The organism is Streptomyces sp. (assembly GCF_031181705.1).
Taxonomy (GTDB): domain Bacteria; phylum Actinomycetota; class Actinomycetes; order Streptomycetales; family Streptomycetaceae; genus Streptomyces.
Map to the genome: position 1 here is coordinate 1 of NZ_JAPSKN010000043.1, position 15686 is coordinate 15686.

General features: G+C 71.1%; 13 protein-coding genes. 6 read left to right on the forward strand and 7 right to left on the reverse strand.

Annotated features, from left to right (window positions below; genetic code table 11):
- Nucleotides 1–161: 161 nt before the first annotated feature.
- The 5 genes from rbsD to RIN80_RS11525 form a co-directional block, all read right to left on the reverse strand.
- Nucleotides 162–551 (reverse strand): D-ribose pyranase, encoded by a 390-nt coding sequence (gene rbsD / locus RIN80_RS11505; RefSeq protein WP_309095452.1) that lies wholly within the window; start codon nt 549–551, stop codon nt 162–164.
- Nucleotides 548–1450 (reverse strand): ribokinase, encoded by a 903-nt coding sequence (locus tag RIN80_RS11510; protein WP_309095453.1) that lies wholly within the window; start codon nt 1448–1450, stop codon nt 548–550. The genes rbsD and RIN80_RS11510 overlap by 4 nt, the downstream gene beginning before the upstream one ends.
- 73 nt (nt 1451–1523) lie before the next feature.
- Nucleotides 1524–3473: a substrate-binding domain-containing protein gene (locus RIN80_RS11515; protein ID WP_309095454.1), complete on the reverse strand. Its 1950-nt coding sequence runs from the start codon at nt 3471–3473 to the stop codon at nt 1524–1526.
- A complete protein-coding gene (locus RIN80_RS11520; protein WP_309095455.1) occupies nt 3463–4989 on the reverse strand; it encodes a sugar ABC transporter ATP-binding protein in 1527 nt (508 codons plus the stop codon). The genes RIN80_RS11515 and RIN80_RS11520 overlap by 11 nt, the downstream gene beginning before the upstream one ends.
- Complete coding sequence (locus tag RIN80_RS11525; RefSeq protein WP_309095456.1) at nt 4986–6002, reverse strand: LacI family DNA-binding transcriptional regulator; 1017 nt, start codon at nt 6000–6002, stop codon at nt 4986–4988. The genes RIN80_RS11520 and RIN80_RS11525 overlap by 4 nt, the downstream gene beginning before the upstream one ends.
- A 216-nt stretch (nt 6003–6218) precedes the next feature.
- On the opposite strand from RIN80_RS11525, the gene RIN80_RS11530 reads away from it, so the two are divergent.
- Together RIN80_RS11530 and RIN80_RS11535 are read left to right on the forward strand one after the other, a co-directional pair.
- Nucleotides 6219–6584 (forward strand): hypothetical protein, encoded by a 366-nt coding sequence (locus tag RIN80_RS11530; RefSeq protein ID WP_309095457.1) that lies wholly within the window; start codon nt 6219–6221, stop codon nt 6582–6584.
- Nucleotides 6585–6665: 81 nt separating this feature from the next.
- Nucleotides 6666–7313, forward strand: coding sequence for a dihydrofolate reductase family protein (locus tag RIN80_RS11535; protein ID WP_309095458.1), 648 nt, complete (start codon nt 6666–6668; stop codon nt 7311–7313).
- Between the two features lie 2 nt (nt 7314–7315).
- Here the strand turns inward: RIN80_RS11535 and RIN80_RS11540 are convergent, their stop codons facing one another.
- On the reverse strand, nt 7316–7606 hold the full coding sequence (locus tag RIN80_RS11540) for a hypothetical protein (protein WP_309095459.1): 291 nt from the start codon (nt 7604–7606) through the stop codon (nt 7316–7318).
- Between the two features lie 339 nt (nt 7607–7945).
- Between RIN80_RS11540 and RIN80_RS11545 the strand changes: the two genes are divergently transcribed.
- The 4 genes from RIN80_RS11545 (at nt 7946) to RIN80_RS11560 (ending at nt 12748) form a co-directional block, all read left to right on the forward strand.
- Nucleotides 7946–8770, forward strand: coding sequence for a helix-turn-helix transcriptional regulator (locus tag RIN80_RS11545; protein ID WP_309095460.1), 825 nt, complete (start codon nt 7946–7948; stop codon nt 8768–8770).
- On the forward strand, nt 8757–8957 hold the full coding sequence (locus RIN80_RS11550) for a DUF397 domain-containing protein (RefSeq protein WP_309095461.1): 201 nt from the start codon (nt 8757–8759) through the stop codon (nt 8955–8957). Before RIN80_RS11545 ends, RIN80_RS11550 begins: the two co-directional genes overlap by 14 nt.
- A gap of 34 nt (nt 8958–8991) precedes the next feature.
- Nucleotides 8992–11280 (forward strand): ATP-dependent RecD-like DNA helicase, encoded by a 2289-nt coding sequence (locus RIN80_RS11555; RefSeq protein ID WP_309095462.1) that lies wholly within the window; start codon nt 8992–8994, stop codon nt 11278–11280.
- Between the two features lie 178 nt (nt 11281–11458).
- A complete protein-coding gene (locus tag RIN80_RS11560) occupies nt 11459–12748 on the forward strand; it encodes a citrate synthase (protein ID WP_309095463.1) in 1290 nt (429 codons plus the stop codon).
- A gap of 647 nt (nt 12749–13395) precedes the next feature.
- On the opposite strand, the gene RIN80_RS11565 is transcribed toward RIN80_RS11560, so the two are convergent.
- Nucleotides 13396–15633 (reverse strand): heavy metal translocating P-type ATPase, encoded by a 2238-nt coding sequence (locus RIN80_RS11565; RefSeq protein ID WP_309095464.1) that lies wholly within the window; start codon nt 15631–15633, stop codon nt 13396–13398.
- Nucleotides 15634–15686 lie beyond the last annotated feature (53 nt).

The window sequence follows — 15686 nt, forward strand, 5'->3', positions numbered from 1 at the left end:
GTCGTACTCGGTGTCAGGACTTCTGGAGGGGGATCCGGGGGGATCGCGGGGGACCTGACGGGGGGAAAGGCCGAGGGGCCCGATCGACGGATCGGGCCCCTCGAAACCGTTCCGGGGTACCCCGGGCCCCGAGCCGGGCGCCGGACGAACCGGGGCGGGCGTCAGAAGAAGACGCCGCAGCGCAGCAGCACGTTCGCGTACGGCCGGGCCTCGCCCGTGCGGACGATCAGCCGGGCCTGCGCCGACAGCTCCTTGAGCCGCTCGTGCGGCACGAGTTCCAGCGCGGGGAAGCAGCCCTCCAGCAGCTGTGCCGCCTCCGGGTTGGCCCGCCGGACCTCTTCCGCCGCCGTCGCCACCTCGACCACCAGCTCGCCCAGCAGCCCGTCCAGCACCTCGGCGAAGGCCGGCACCCCGGCGCGGAAGGCCAGGTCGACCACCCGCGGCCCGTCCGGGATCGGCATGCCCACGTCGCACACCAGCACCCCGTCGCCGTGCCCGAGCCCGGCCAGCGCGCCGGCGAGATGACGGTTCAGTATCCCGGCCTTCTTCACAGCCCAGCGACCTCCGCCGCCGTGGGGAAGGACGCCTGCGCGCCCTCCTTCGTCACCGTCACCGCACCCACCCGCGCCGCGTACGCCGCCGCCTCGGCCAGGGACTCACCCGCCCCCAGCCGCCAGGCCAGCGCGGCCGTGAAGGCGTCTCCGGCGCCGGTCGTGTCCACGGCCTCCACCGTCACGGACGGCACCCGCTCCACCCCCTGCGCCGACGCCACCAGCGCGCCCCGCGCGCCCAGCGTCACCACCACCGACCGGGGACCCTTGGCGAGCAGGATCCGCGCCCAGTCCTCGGGGGCGTCCCCGACCGCCGAACCGCCCAGGATCACCTTCGCCTCGTGCTCGTTCACGATCAGCGGGTCGCAGGCCGCCAGCACCTGAGACGGCAGCGGCCGCGGCGGCGACGGGTTGAGCACGAACCGGCTGTCCGGCGCCAGGTTCCGTACGACCTCCACCACCGTCTCCAGCGGGATCTCCAGCTGCGCCGACACCACCTTGGAGCCCTGGAACAGGCACCCGGCGGCGGCGACGTCCTGCGGGGTCAGCCGGCCGTTCGCGCCCGGCGAGACCACGATGCTGTTGTCCCCGGACGGATCGACCGTGATCAGCGCGACCCCGGTCGGCGCGCCGCCCACCAGGACACCCACCGTGTCGACGCCGGCCTGCCGCTGCGAGTCCAACAGCAGCCGGCCGTGGTCGTCGTCGCCGACCCGGGCCAGCAGGGCCGTACGGGCCCCGAGCCGGGCGGCGGCGACCGCCTGGTTCGCGCCCTTGCCGCCCGGGTGGACGGCCAGGTCGGAGCCGAGCACGGTCTCGCCGGCACCGGGCCGGCGCTCCACTCCGATCACCAGGTCGGCGTTGGCCGACCCCACGACCAGGAGGTCGTAGTCGTACATGAGTCGTCTCCCCACGTGAGTGACATGGACGGGCGGTCCCACCAGCCGTGCGACCGCCCGCCGTTCCCCGATGTCAGCCGCTGAAGCCGGCCACGTTCTCCTCGGTGACCACCTTCACCGGCACCTTGACCGTCTCCTGGACCTTCTCGCCCTTCAGCGCCTTCAGCGCGTTCTCCACGGCGATCCTCCCCAGCTGGGACGGCTGCTGCGCCACCGACGCGTACAGCGTGCCGCCCTCGACCGCCTTCAGTCCGTCAGGCGTGCCGTCGAAGCCCACGACCGAGACCGACTTGCCGGCCTTGGAGCCGAGGGCCTTGATCGCGCCGAGGGCCATCTCGTCGTTCGCGGCGATGACGCCCTGGACGTCCGGGTGGGCCTGGAGCAGGTTCGACATCACGTCGAGGCCCTTGGTGCGGTCGAAGTCGGCGGGCTGCTGCGCGACGACCTTGATGCCCGGGTAGGCCTTCAGCCCCTTGGCGAAGCCGGCCGCACGCTCCCGGGCCGCGGACGTGCCCGCCTGGCCCTGGAGGATCACGATCTCGCCCTTGCCGCCCAGCCTGTCGGCGATGGTCTTCGCGGCGAGCTCTCCGCCGGCGACGTTGTCGGAGGCGACCAGGGTGTCGGTCCTGGCGTTGTTGACGGTGCGGTCCACGGCGATGACCGGGATCCCCGCCTTGTCCGCGGCCTTCACGGAGTTGCTCGCCGCGTCCGAGTCCACCGGGTTGACGATGATCGCGCCCAGGTTCGAACTGGTGAAGTTCTGCAGCTGGTTGGCCTGCTGGGAGGCGTCGTTCTGGGCGTCCGTGACGGTCAGGTCCACGCCCAGCTTCTCCGCCTCGGCCTCGGCGCCCGCCCGGATCTGCACGAAGAAGGGGTTGTTGAGGGTGGACAGCGACAGGCCCATCTTCGGGGTGCTCGTGGCGGAGGAGCCGTTGTGCAGGAAGGACGTGGCGCCGACGATCGCGACGGTGACCACGGCCGCGAGCGCGTAGGTGGTCGCCTGCCTGCCCCTGCCGCCGCCCGCGCCGCCCGCGACCGGGTTCACCCCGGCCTTGCGGCGGGCCGTGTCGAGCAGCACCGCCAGCGCGATGACGACACCGATGACGACCTGCTGCCAGAACGCCGAGACGTTCAGCAGGTTCAGCCCGTTGCGCAGCACCGCCAGGATGAGCGCGCCGATCAGCGTGCCGGACGCCTTGCCGGTGCCGCCCGCGAGGGAGGCGCCGCCGATGACGACCGCGGCGATCGCGTCCAGCTCGTACCCGTCGGCCGCCTGCGGCTGCGCGGAGGACAGGCGGGCGGCGAGGACGACACCCGCGACGGCGGCGAAGACACCGGAGAAGGCGTAGATGGCGAGCTTCTGCTTCTTCACGCGCAGCCCGGACAGCCGCGCGGCCTCCTCGTTGCCGCCGATGGCGTACATGGAGCGGCCGATGTAGGTCCGGCCGAGCACGAACGCGGCGATCAGGCCCATGACGATCATGACCAGGACCGGCACCGGCAGCCAGCCGCCGAGGGTGTCGCCGAGGTGGGAGACCGAGTCCGGGAAGGCGATCGGGGAGCCCTCGGAGATCACCAGGGACAGGCCGCGGGCCACGGACAGCATGGCGAGCGTGGCGATGAACGGCGGCAGCTTGCCGTAGGAGATCAGGACGCCGTTGACCAGGCCGCAGACGATGCCCGTCGCGATGGCCAGCAGCACGGCGAGGAAGACCGGGACGCCCGCCGAGGTGGCGCTCCAGGCGAGGACCGTGGCGGACAGCGCGGCGACCGAGCCGACCGACAGGTCGATGCCCGCCGAGACGATCACGAAGGTCACGCCGAAGGCGAGGATGGCGGTCACGGCGGCCTGCACGCCGACGTTGAGGAGGTTGTCCGTCGTCAGGAAGTCGCCGGACAGTGCCGACATGGCGATGACGAGGACGATGAGCGCGGTGAGCGCGCCGTTGTCGAGCAGGAGGCGGCGCAGGCCCCCGGAGGCGCCCCGCGCGCCCGTCGTGCTCTTGAGCGTGTCAGTGGCCACGGGAGGCCTCCGTTCCGGTCGTGCTGGTGGGAGTGCTGACGGCGAGTGCCATCACGGCGTCCTGGGTCGCCTCGTCGGCGGAGAGTTCACCGGCGATCCGCCCCTGGGCCATCACCAGCACCCGGTCGCTCATGCCGAGCACCTCGGGAAGGTCGCTGGAGATCATCAGGACGGCCGCGCCGGCGGCGGTGAGTTCGTTGACGAGCTGGTAGATCTCGACCTTGGCGCCGACGTCGATGCCGCGCGTCGGCTCGTCGAGGATCAGCACCTTGGTGTCGGCGAGCAGCCACTTGCCGATGACGACCTTCTGCTGGTTGCCGCCGGAGAGCGTGCGCACGTGCTGGCCGAGGCCCGCCATGCGCACCCCGAGCTGCTCGGCGATCCGCGCGGCCGCCTCGCGCTGCGCCCTGAGGTCGACGAGTCCCGCGCGGGTGGCCGACCGCAGGGTCACCAGCCCGAGGTTCTCCTCCACCGAGGCGTCCAGCACCAGGCCCTGGCCCTTGCGGTCCTCGGGGACGAGCCCGATGCCCGCGGTCATCGCGGCGTTGACGTCGTGCCGGGCGACCGGGGCGCCGGAGACCTTCACGCTGCCCCGGTCGTACGGGTCGGCCCCGAAGACCGCCCGGACGACCTCGGTCCGCCCGGCCCCGACCAGCCCCGCGATGCCGACGACCTCGCCGGCGTGCACCTCGAAGCCGACGTCGTGGAAGACGCCGTCCCGGGTGAGCCCCTCGACGGTGAGCAACGGGGCGCCCCGGTCGGGCCGTTGGCGCGGGTACTGCTGCTCGATCGAGCGCCCCACCATGAGCCGGACCAGCTCGTCCTCGGGCGTGGAGGCGGGCACCTGGCCGACGCTCCTGCCGTCGCGGATGACCGTCACCCGGTCGCCCAGGGCGGCGATCTCCTCCAGGTGGTGGGTGATGAAGACGATCCCGACGCCGTCCTCGCGCAGCGTGCGCACGATCGCGAAGAGCCTGTCGACCTCCTCGGAGGTGAGCACGGCCGTCGGCTCGTCCATGATCAGCACCCGGGCTTCCAGGCTCAGCGCCTTGGCGATCTCGACCATCTGCAGGCGCGCGATGCCGAGTTCGCGGACCCGCGCCCGGGGCGACACGCTCACGCCGACCCGCTTCAGCAGGACCTCGGCGTCGGCCTCCATCCGCTTGCGGTCGATCATCCCGAAGCGGCGCGGCTGCCGCCCGAGGAAGATGTTCTCGGCGACCGTCAGATCGGGTACCAGGTTGAACTCCTGGTAGATGGTGGCGATCCCGAGCCGTTCGGAGTCCTGCGCGCTCTGGATGCGGGTCTCCGCGCCGCCGACCAGGATCCGGCCGGCGTCGGGCGTGTAGGCGCCGGAGAGCATCTTGATGAGGGTGCTCTTGCCCGCGCCGTTCTCACCGAGCAGCACGTGCACCTCGCCCCGGCGCAGGTCGAAGTCGACGCCGTCCAGCGCGACCACGCCCGGGAAAGTCTTCCGCAGGCCCTCGATGCGCAGCAACTCGTCCGCGTTGCTCACGACTGGCTCCTGTTCGTTACGGGGTTCTCGCCGCAGGAGCGGCGTACGACGAGTCGGGCGGGGAGGGTCACGGACCGGCCGGGCCGTCCCTCGATGCGGTCGACCAGGGCCCGTACGGCGGCCCGGCCCAGCTCGCCCGTGGGCTGGGCGATCGCGGTGACCGGCGGGTCGGTGTGCACGAACCACCGGATGTCGTCGAACGCGGCCAGCGCGAGGTCGTCCGGCACGCGCAGACCGCGCGCCCGCACGGCGTCCAGCGCGCCGAGCGCCATCAGGTTGTCGGCCGCGAACACGACCTCGGGCGGTTCGGCCAGGTCGAGGAATCCCTCGGTGACCCGGCGTCCGCTCTCGGCCTGGAAGTCGCCCTGGCCCGTGTAGGCGTCCGGCAGGGGGAGCCCGTGCGCGCCGAGCGCCTCCCGGAAGGCCTCCACGCGCTCCCGGCCGGTCGTGGTCGCCGCCGGGCCCGCGATGATCGCGAGCCGCCGGTGACCCAGCCGGTACAGATGCGCCACGAGGTCCCGCACGGCGGCCCGCCCGTCCGACCGGACGACCGGCACGTCCACGCCCGGGATCCAGCGGTCGACGAAGACCATGGGCGTCCCGGCCCGGGCGGCGTCCAGCATCAGCGGGGAGCCGCCGTCGGTGGGGGAGACCAGCAGACCGTCGATCCGCCGGTCCAGCAGGGTGCGTACGTGGTGGTCCTGGAGGTCGGGCCGCTCGTCGGCGTTGCCGATGATCACGCTGTAGCCGAGCGCGCGGGCCTCCTCCTCGACGGAGCGGGCCAGTTCGGTGAAGTACGGGTTGAGGACGTCGCTGATGACCAGGCCGAGGGTGTGGGTCTGGTCGGTGCGCAGGGAGCGGGCGACGGCGTTCGGGCGGTAGCCCAGCGTCTCGACGGCGGCCAGCACACGGGTGCGTGCCTCGGCGCTGACCGACGGGTGGTCGTTCAGGACGCGCGAGACCGTGGCGACGGAGACGCCCGCCTCGGCAGCGACGTCCTTGATGCTCGCCATCGCCGCTCCACCTCCTTGTGGAAACGGAACCCGTCACGGGTTCGTGGAATCGATTACATCGACGGATGGATGGAATCGATTACACGGCGGTAAGGCAAGACCTCCGGGGCACCTCTTGACCGGATCGTGATGTCGCGGCCTGTCCGCTCGCGGTCCAGGCTGGAGGGAGGGGGAGGTCGTTTTCCCCAGGCCCGGCCGGGCCGGAGCGGAGGAGTCATGAAGGCGGCGACCCGGAACGACGTGCCCGTCGCACTCGAAGGCGACGGAGTGGAACTGCGGATCATGCCGATCGGCGGCGGCCTGTCGGTCGGCTACCTCACCCTGCCCCGGGGCACGGACATGGGCCCGGCCCTGAAGGGCCTGCCCGACGACGCGTGCCAGTGCCCGCACTGGGGCTACCTGCTCAAGGGCCGGATCCGGATGCGCACGGCGGCGGGCGAGGAGGAGTACGAGGCGGGGCAGGCGTACTACTGGGGACCCGGGCACGTCCCGGTGGCGCTGGAGGACAGCGAGCTGGTGGAGTTCTCGCCCAGTGAGGACTTCCAGCGGGTGATCGACCACGTGGTGGCGCAGGCCGGCTGAGCCGGGAAGATCGCCCGGCCCTCACCGATGAGTTCCGCCGGCCCTGGCGGTCTGCCTTCCGTCGACCCCAGGAGGAGCGCTGTGTCCCAGCTGCTGCGCGTGCAGAACTTCAACGTCTCGAGTGACGGTTACGGTGCCGGTGACGGCCAGAGCCTGGAGCGGCCCTTCGGCCACGCCGACCCGGGGGAGATGTTCGCCTGGGCCGGGGCCACGGCGAGCTGGCCCAACCGCACCGAACCCGGCGGCAGCCGCGGCCTCGACGACTACCTGACGCGTGACTTCTACAACAACATCGGCGCCGAGATCATGGGCCGCAACAAGTTCAGCCCTCACCGCGGACCGTGGCAGGACCACGAGTGGCAGGGCTGGTGGGGCGACGAACCGCCGTTCCACACCCCGGTGTTCGTCATGACCCACCACGAGCGCTCCTCGTTCACGCTCTCCGACACCACGTTCCACTTCGTCGGCGGCGACCCGGCCGAGGTCCTGGCGCGGGCGCGGGAGGCCGCCGGCGGCAAGGACGTCCGGCTCGGCGGCGGGGCGGCCACCGTCCGGCAGTTCCTCGACGCCGACCTGGTCGACACGCTGCACGTGGCGGTCTCGCCCGACGTGGTCATCGGGTCCGGCTCACGGCTGTGGGAGTCCCCCGAGGAACTGTTCGACCGCTTCCACTGCGATGTGGTGCCGAGCCCCAGCGGGGTGATCCACCACCTGTTCTGGAGGAAGTGACGTCACGATGCCGCCGGGGGGAGGCGGGCCCCTCTGCTGTCCGCGACCCGTTTGACGTCCCGCAGGGACTCGGTGAGCCGCAGCGCCAGGTAACGCAGCTCCGCGCTCGTCGCCCGGCGCTCCGCCAGGAGTTCGGCGGCGTGGCCGAGGAGGTCGTCCGCCATGCCGAGGTGTACGTCCTCGATCTCGTCGGCGAGCCGCGACACGTACCCCGTCCCGTCCCCCACCAGGTAGCAGGGCTTGCCCTCCGGGCCGGTCCACGGCAGGAGACGCCCTGCTTCCGCGTCCGTCATGCGCCTGCCTCCGCCGACAGGTACGGCCGGACCAGCCGGTTGTCCTCGCCGCGCAGCGGCCGCTCCTGCGGGCGGCGGACCACCGCGTCGACGACGCCGTCGCGGCAGTACGGACACGGGGGCGGTACCGGGGATCGCCGTCGCCGGCCCCGTGGCGGGAGCAGGACGCGGAGGAGCGCTACGACGGCTCGGGCGATGAGGTCTGTCATGTGTCTGTCTGCCTTCCGACCTGCGGCGACTGCGTTCTGTGCCGAATCACTCACAGAGTGGGGTCGGTGCTGGCTACGCTGCCAGGGGGTGGAGCTTGACATCGCGTCTGTCAAGAAAAGGAGTTGCCGCATGGACCCGCGTCGCACGCCTCGAACGCTGCGGGAGAAGTACGGGGAGGAACTGCGACTGAGGCGATCGGCCGCGCGCCTCACCCAGGAGGAACTGGGGGAACAGGTCGTGTGCTCCTCCACGCTGATCAGCCACTTCGAGGCCGGGAGGCGGCTGCCGAAGCCCGATGACGCCCGGCGGATCGACCGGGCGCTGGGGACGGACGGGTTCTTCGCGCGGTGGCTGGAGGATCTGGAGAACAAGTACGACCCCCGCTTCGCTGCCGCCGCCGAACTGGAACAACACGCGGTGCTGATCCAGCAGTTCGCGCTGGCGTTGGTCCCTGGCCTGCTGCAGACACCTGACTACGCCCGGGCTGTGTTCGCGGCTTACCGCCCCGACACCACACACCAGGAACTTGACAGGCAAGTTGTCATTCGAACAGAGCGTGCCCGCATCCTCGACGGGCCGTCGGCTCCGGTCATCTGGACGCTTCTCGACGAGGCCGTGCTGCGACGTGCCGTCGGTGGCCCGCAGGTCATGGCAGAACAACTGCGCAAGATCGCGGACTTGGCCGACGCACGCCGGATCCGGCTGCACGTCCTTCCGCACCGCGTCGGTGCGCATCCGCTCATGGAGAGCCTGCTGACCCTGATGAGCTTCGAGGACTCCGCCCCGGTGGCCTATGTCGACGCGTTCCAGACCGGACGTCTGATGGACGATCCGGCGCTGGTGAGGGCCTGCCAGACGGCCTACGCTCTGGCCCTGAGCGACGCGTTGTCGCAGCAGGAGTCACTGGCCCTCGTCAGGTCGGCAGCAGAGGATCACACGCATGATCAGCAGTGAGCACACCGGGTGGTTCAAGTCCAGCTACAGCGGCGGTAGCCAAGCCGAGTGCCTCGAAGTCGCCCCCGGCCGCACCACCGTCCCCGTCCGCGACAGCAAGTCCACCGACGGCCCGGCCCTGCGTTTCTCAGCCGGTGGCTGGAGCGCCTTCGTAACCGCCGTAAAGGAAGGCCACATCAAGGGCTGACGCGGCTGTCACACCCCACGGGTACGGTCGGATCATGCCCAACCGGACGGGGAACTCCATCGCCGCAGAGGAGCCGCGAAGGCTCGCCGTGCTCGAAGGCGTCCTGGAGCGCATCACGTACGCCAACGAGGAGAACGGCTACACGGTCGCCCGGGTCGACACCGGCAGAGGCGCCGGCGACCTGCTCACGGTCGTCGGAGCGCTGCTCGGCGCCCAGGTCGGCGAGTCCCTGCGCATGGAGGGCCGCTGGGGCTCCCACCCCCAGTACGGCAAGCAGTTCCACGTGGAGAACTACACGACGGTCCTGCCGGCCACCGTCCAGGGCATCCGCCGCTACCTCGGCTCGGGCCTGGTCAAGGGCATCGGCCCGGTCTTCGCCGACCGCATCACCCAGCACTTCGGCACGGACACCCTGAAGATCATCGAGGAGGAGCCCGAGCGGCTCGTCGAGGTCCCCGGCCTCGGCCCCAAGCGGACCAAGAAGATCGCCGACGCCTGGGAGGAGCAGAAGGCCATCAAGGAGGTCATGCTCTTCCTCCAGACGGTCGAGGTCTCCACGTCCATCGCCGTGCGCATCTACAAGAAGTACGGCGACGCCTCCATCTCCGTGGTGAAGAACCAGCCCTACCGGCTCGCGGCCGACGTCTGGGGCATCGGCTTCCTCACCGCCGACAGGATCGCCCAGTCCGTCGGCATCCCGCACGACAGCCCCGAGCGCGTCAAGGCGGGCCTGCAGTACGCCCTGTCCCAGGCCACCGACCAGGGCAACTGCTACCTCCCCGAGGAGCGGCTGATCGCGGACGCCGTGAAGCTGCTCCAGGTCGACACCGGGCTCGTCATCGAGTGCCTCGCGGAACTGGCCGAGGTCCCCGAGGACGGCGGCGACCCCGGGGTGGTCCGCGAGAAGGTCCCCGGCCCCGACGGCGGCTCGGAGCCGGTCACCGCCGTCTACCTCGTCCCCTTCCACCGCGCCGAACTCTCCCTGTCCGCCCAGCTGCTGCGCCTGTTGCGCACCGACGAGGACCGGATGCCGGGCTTCCGGACCGTCGCCTGGGACAAGGCGCTGGGCTGGCTGAAGGGACGTACGGGCACCGAGCTGGCCCCCGAGCAGGAGGCCGCCGTCAAGCTGGCGCTGAGCGAGAAGGTCGCCGTCCTCACCGGCGGCCCCGGCTGCGGCAAGTCCTTCACGGTCCGCTCGATCGTCGAGCTGGCCCGCGCCAAGAACGCCAAGGTCGTGCTCGCCGCCCCGACCGGCCGGGCCGCCAAGCGCCTGTCCGAGCTCACCGGCGCCGAGGCCTCCACGGTCCACCGCCTGCTGGAGCTCAGGCCCGGCGGCGACGCGGCCTACGACCGGGACCGCCCGCTGGAGGCCGACCTGGTGGTCGTCGACGAGGCCTCCATGCTCGACCTGCTCCTCGCCAACAAACTGGTCAAGGCCGTGCCGCCCGGGGCGCACCTGCTGTTCGTCGGGGACGTGGACCAGCTGCCCAGCGTCGGCGCGGGCGAGGTCCTGCGCGACCTCCTGGCCGACGGCAGCCCGATCCCGGCCGTCCGCCTCACCCGGGTCTTCCGCCAGGCCCAGCAGTCCGGCGTCGTCACCAACGCCCACCGCATCAACGCCGGGCAGCACCCCGTCACGGACGGCATGAAGGACTTCTTCCTCTTCGTCGAGGACGACACGGAGGCCGCCGGACGGCTCACGGTGGACGTGGCGGCCCGGCGCATTCCGGCCAAGTTCGGGCTCGACCCGCGCCGGGACGTCCAGGTGCTCGCCCCCATGCACCGCGGCCCGGCCGGCGCGGGCACGCTGAACGGCCTGCTCCAGCAGGCGGTGACCCCGGGCCGCCCCGACGTGCCCGAGAAGAGGTTCGGCGGCCGGGTCTTCCGCGTCGGCGACAAGGTCACCCAGATTCGCAACAATTACGAGAAGGGCAAGAACGGTGTCTTCAACGGCACCGTCGGCGTGGTCACCGCACTCGACCCGGTCGACCAGCGCCTGACGGTGCTGACGGACGAGGACGAGGAGGTCCCCTACGACTTCGACGAGCTCGACGAGCTGGCTCACGCCTACGCCGTGACGATCCACCGCTCGCAGGGCAGCGAGTACCCGGCGGTCGTCATCCCGGTCACCACGGGCGCCTGGATGATGCTCCAGCGCAACCTGCTCTACACGGCCGTCACGCGGGCCAAGCGGCTGGTCGTCCTCGTCGGTTCGCGCAAGGCGATCGGCCAGGCGGTGCGCACGGTTTCGGCGGGCCGCAGGTGCACGGCTCTCGACTTCCGGCTCGCCGGACTGAAAAATGATCGATCAAACGAGTCGTGAAGGTCACAGAGCACTTCCGGAAGGGGGAGGCAGGGGGCAGGATGGGCAAGTTGGCGGCACTCAGTGCCGTCAGTAGGCCCGATGGTCGACCCCGAGTGCACTCTCCTGAGCCAAGTGGGGGATGGTAGAGACAGTCAGGGCACCTCGAAGATGAGGCACAACGTCGGTGAGGGAAGACGTGAGCGACAACTCTGTAGTACTGCGGTACGGCGACGGCGAGTACACCTACCCGGTGATCGACAGCACCGTCGGTGACAAGGGCTTCGACATCGGAAAGCTCCGCGCCCAGACCGGTCTGGTGACGCTGGACAGCGGTTACGGCAACACCGCCGCGTACAAATCCGCCATTACCTACCTGGACGGCGAAGCGGGCATCCTGCGGTACCGCGGCTACCCGATCGAGCAGCTGGCCGAGCGCTCCACCTTCCTGGAGGTCGCCTACCTGCTGATCAACGGCGAGCTGCCGACGGTCGACCAGCTCTCGGCGTTCAAGAACGACATCACGCAGCACACCCTGCTGCACGAGGACGTCAAGAACTTCTACAAGGGCTTCCCGCGCGACGCCCACCCGATGGCCATGCTTTCCTCGGTCGTCTCGGCGCTGTCCACGTTCTACCAGGACAGCCACAACCCGTTCGACGAGCGCCAGCGCAACCTCTCCACGATCCGCCTGCTCGCCAAGCTCCCGACCATCGCGGCGTACGCGTACAAGAAGTCGATCGGTCACCCGTTCGTCTACCCGCGCAACGACCTCGGCTACGTCGAGAACTTCCTCCGCATGACCTTCTCGGTCCCCGCGCAGGAGTACGAGCTCGACCCGACCGTGGTCTCCGCGCTCGACAAGCTGCTGATCCTGCACGCGGACCACGAGCAGAACTGCTCGACCTCCACGGTCCGCCTGGTCGGCTCCTCGCAGGCGAACATGTTCGCCTCGATCTCCGCCGGCATCAACGCCCTGTGGGGTCCGCTGCACGGTGGCGCCAACCAGTCCGTGCTGGAGATGCTGGAGGGCATCCGCGACTCCGGCGGTGACGTCGACTCCTTCATCCGCAAGGTGAAGAACAAGGAGGACGGCGTCCGCCTGATGGGCTTCGGCCACCGGGTCTACAAGAACTTCGACCCGCGCGCCAAGATCATCAAGGCCGCCGCGCACGATGTGCTGTCCGCCCTCGGCAAGTCCGACGAGCTGCTGGACATCGCGCTGAAGCTGGAGGAGCACGCGCTCTCCGACGACTACTTCGTCTCGCGCAGCCTCTACCCGAACGTCGACTTCTACACCGGCCTGATCTACCGGGCCATGGGCTTCCCGACCGAGATGTTCACGGTCCTGTTCGCCCTCGGCCGGCTGCCGGGCTGGATCGCCCAGTGGCACGAGATGATCAAGGAGCCGGGCTCCCGCATCGGCCGCCCGCGCCAGATCTACACGGGCGTCATCGAGCGCGACTTCGTTCCCGTCGAGGAGCGCTGAGCCGCAGTACCGCTTCGGGCCCCCGTATCCGCGTGCCGGGTGCGGGGGCTTTCGCGTACCCGGCACGGCGGCGGACACATAAAGAAGGCGCCCCGGAGCGCCGGTCCCCCCACGGGCCGACGACCAGGGCGCCTTCCCAGTCCCGGTTCGGATTCCCCCCACGGGATCCGGCCGGGCGTCTGTGAGGACAGCGCCTGAACCGCTGTTGAGCAGAGCGAGCAAAACTCGCCGTAGTGCTGGTGGGTGCGATCTGCCGGGACAGCGCACGTCCGGAAGGGCCGCTCAAAGCTTCCCGGTGTACGTGCCCCGGCAACGCTCCCCCAAGCTCTCACTCCGTTCGAGCAGGGAGGTACCCCCAGCCGGAGACGTCCCCCAAGACATCTCCAGATGTCGGATCGCGCCCCCCAAGACGCTCTCCGACATCGTCAACTTAGACCCTCGAACCCCTTCGATGGTTACGTTCACATCACTGTGATCTGCGTCTCTTGCGTATGTCCGTTAGGTACGCAAGAGCCTGGATATGCCGCTCGGGGCTCAAGCGTAAGGATGATGCGCGAGCCTTGTGAAGAGCTTATGTGAGCCGGGCCCGGGACTCCAGAGGGGCTCATATCGCGTTCGCCGCGAACGTGGGGTGAATTGGGGCTACTTCACCGGAATGTCCGCAGTCGGAGACTGTTCGTGACGACGAAGACGGAGGAGAAGGCCATCGCGGCCCCCGCGATCATGGGGTTCAGCAGCCCGGCGGCGGCCAGCGGCAGCGCGGCCACGTTGTAGCCGAAGGCCCAGACGAGATTGCCCTTGATCGTGGCCAGGGTCCGGCGGGACAGCCGGATCGCGTCCGCCGCCACCCGCAGGTCACCGCGGACCAGCGTCAGATCGCCCGCCTCGATCGCCGCGTCCGTGCCGGTGCCCAGGGCCAGGCCCAGGTCGGCGGTGGCCAGCGCGGCCGCGTCGTTGACGCCGTCACCGACCATGGCCACGACCCGGCCCTCGGCCTGCAGCCGCCGCACGGCCGCGACCTTGTCCTCGGGCAGGACCTCCGCGACCACCCGGTCGATCCCCACGCGCTCGGCGACCGCCTCGGCCACCGCCCGGTTGTCCCCGGTCAGCAGCACCGGCGTGAGCCCCAGCGCGCGCAGTTCCCGCACCGCCCGGGCGCTGGTCTCCTTGACCGCGTCCGCCACGGCCAGCACGGCCCGTGCCGTCCCGTCCCAGCCGACGGGTACGGCCGTGTACCCGGCCCGCTCGGCCTCCTCCCGTGCGCGGGCCAGCTCCGGCGGCAGGTCGTCGAAGAGCCGCCCCACGGCGACCTCGCGGCCCTCCACCCGCCCGCGTGCCCCCCGCCCGGGGACGTTGACGAAGTCCGCGACCTCCGGGAGCCGTCCGGCCCGCTCCTCGGCGCCCAGGGCGATCGCCCGGGCCACGGGGTGCTCGGAGGCGTGCTCGACGGCCCCGGCGAGGCGCAGCACCTCCTTCTCGTCGGCCCCCTCGGCGAGGTGGACCTCCTGGAGGGTCATCCGGCCGGTGGTGACCGTGCCCGTCTTGTCCAGGACGACCGTGTCGATCCTTCGCGTGGACTCCAGCACCTCCGGGCCCTTGATGAGAATGCCGAGCTGGGCGCCCCGGCCCGTGCCCACCATCAGCGCGGTCGGGGTGGCCAGGCCCAGCGCGCACGGGCAGGCGATGATCAGCACCGCGACGGCCGCCGTGAAGGCGGCGACGCCGTCACCGGTCAGCCCGAGCCACGTCCCGGCCGTGGCGGCCGCGATCAGCAGCACGACCGGCACGAAGATGCCGGAGATCCGGTCGGCGAGCCGCTGCACCTCGGCCTTGCCGTTCTGCGCGTCCTCCACCAGCTTCGCCATCCGCGAGAGCTGCGTGTCGGCGCCGACCCGGGTGGCCTCGACGACGAGCCGGCCGCCCGCGTTGACCGTCGCGCCCGTGACCGTGTCCCCGGCCGCCACGTCCACCGGCACCGACTCGCCGGTCAGCATCGAGACGTCCACCGCGGAGGCGCCCTCGACGACCGTCCCGTCGGTGGCGATCTTCTCGCCGGGCCGTACGACGAACCGGTCGCCGACGGCCAGCCGCTGTGCCGGGATCAGCACCTCGCGGCCGTCGCGCAGGACGGCCACCTCCTTGGCGCCCAGTTCCATCAGCGCCTTCAGGGCCGCTCCCGCCCGGCGCTTGGAACGGGCCTCCAGATAGCGGCCCAGCAGGATGAAGGCCGTGACGCCGGAGGCGACCTCCAGGTAGATCGAGGAGGCGCCGTCCCCGCGCGAGACGGTGAACTCGAAGGGGTGTCGCATGCCCGGCATGCCCGCGTCGCCGAGGAACAGCGCCCACAGGGACCAGCCGAACGCGGCCAGCGTGCCCAGGGAGACCAGCGTGTCCATGGTGGCGGCGCCGTGCCGGGCGTTCGTCCAGGCCGCGCGGTGGAAGGGCAGTCCGCCCCAGACGACGACCGGGGCGGCGAGGGTGAGCGAGAGCCACTGCCAGTTGTCGAACTGCAGCGCCGGGACCATCGCCGGCAGGATCACCGGGACGGCGAGGGCGGCGGAGACGACGAGACGCCGGCGCAGCGCCGACAGTTCGGGGTCCTCCTCGGCCGCGGGCGCGTCCTCGCGCGGCGGCGCGGGCTCCTCGGCGGTGTACCCGGTCTTCACGACGGTGGCGATCAGATCGGCGACCTCGGTGCCCGCCGGGTAGGTGACCCGGGCCTTCTCCGTCGCGTAGTTCACCGTGGCCGTGACGCCGTCCATGCGGTTGAGCTTCTTCTCGACGCGGGCCGCGCAGGAGGCGCAGGTCATTCCGCCGATGAGCAGCTCGACCTCGGCGAGGGCCGGCTCGCGGTCCGCCGGCGCCTTGGCGGTGGTGCTGGTCATGTCCTCAACTCCAGGAGATGCGCGCCCGGGACGCGGACGGGCCGTACGGGCCG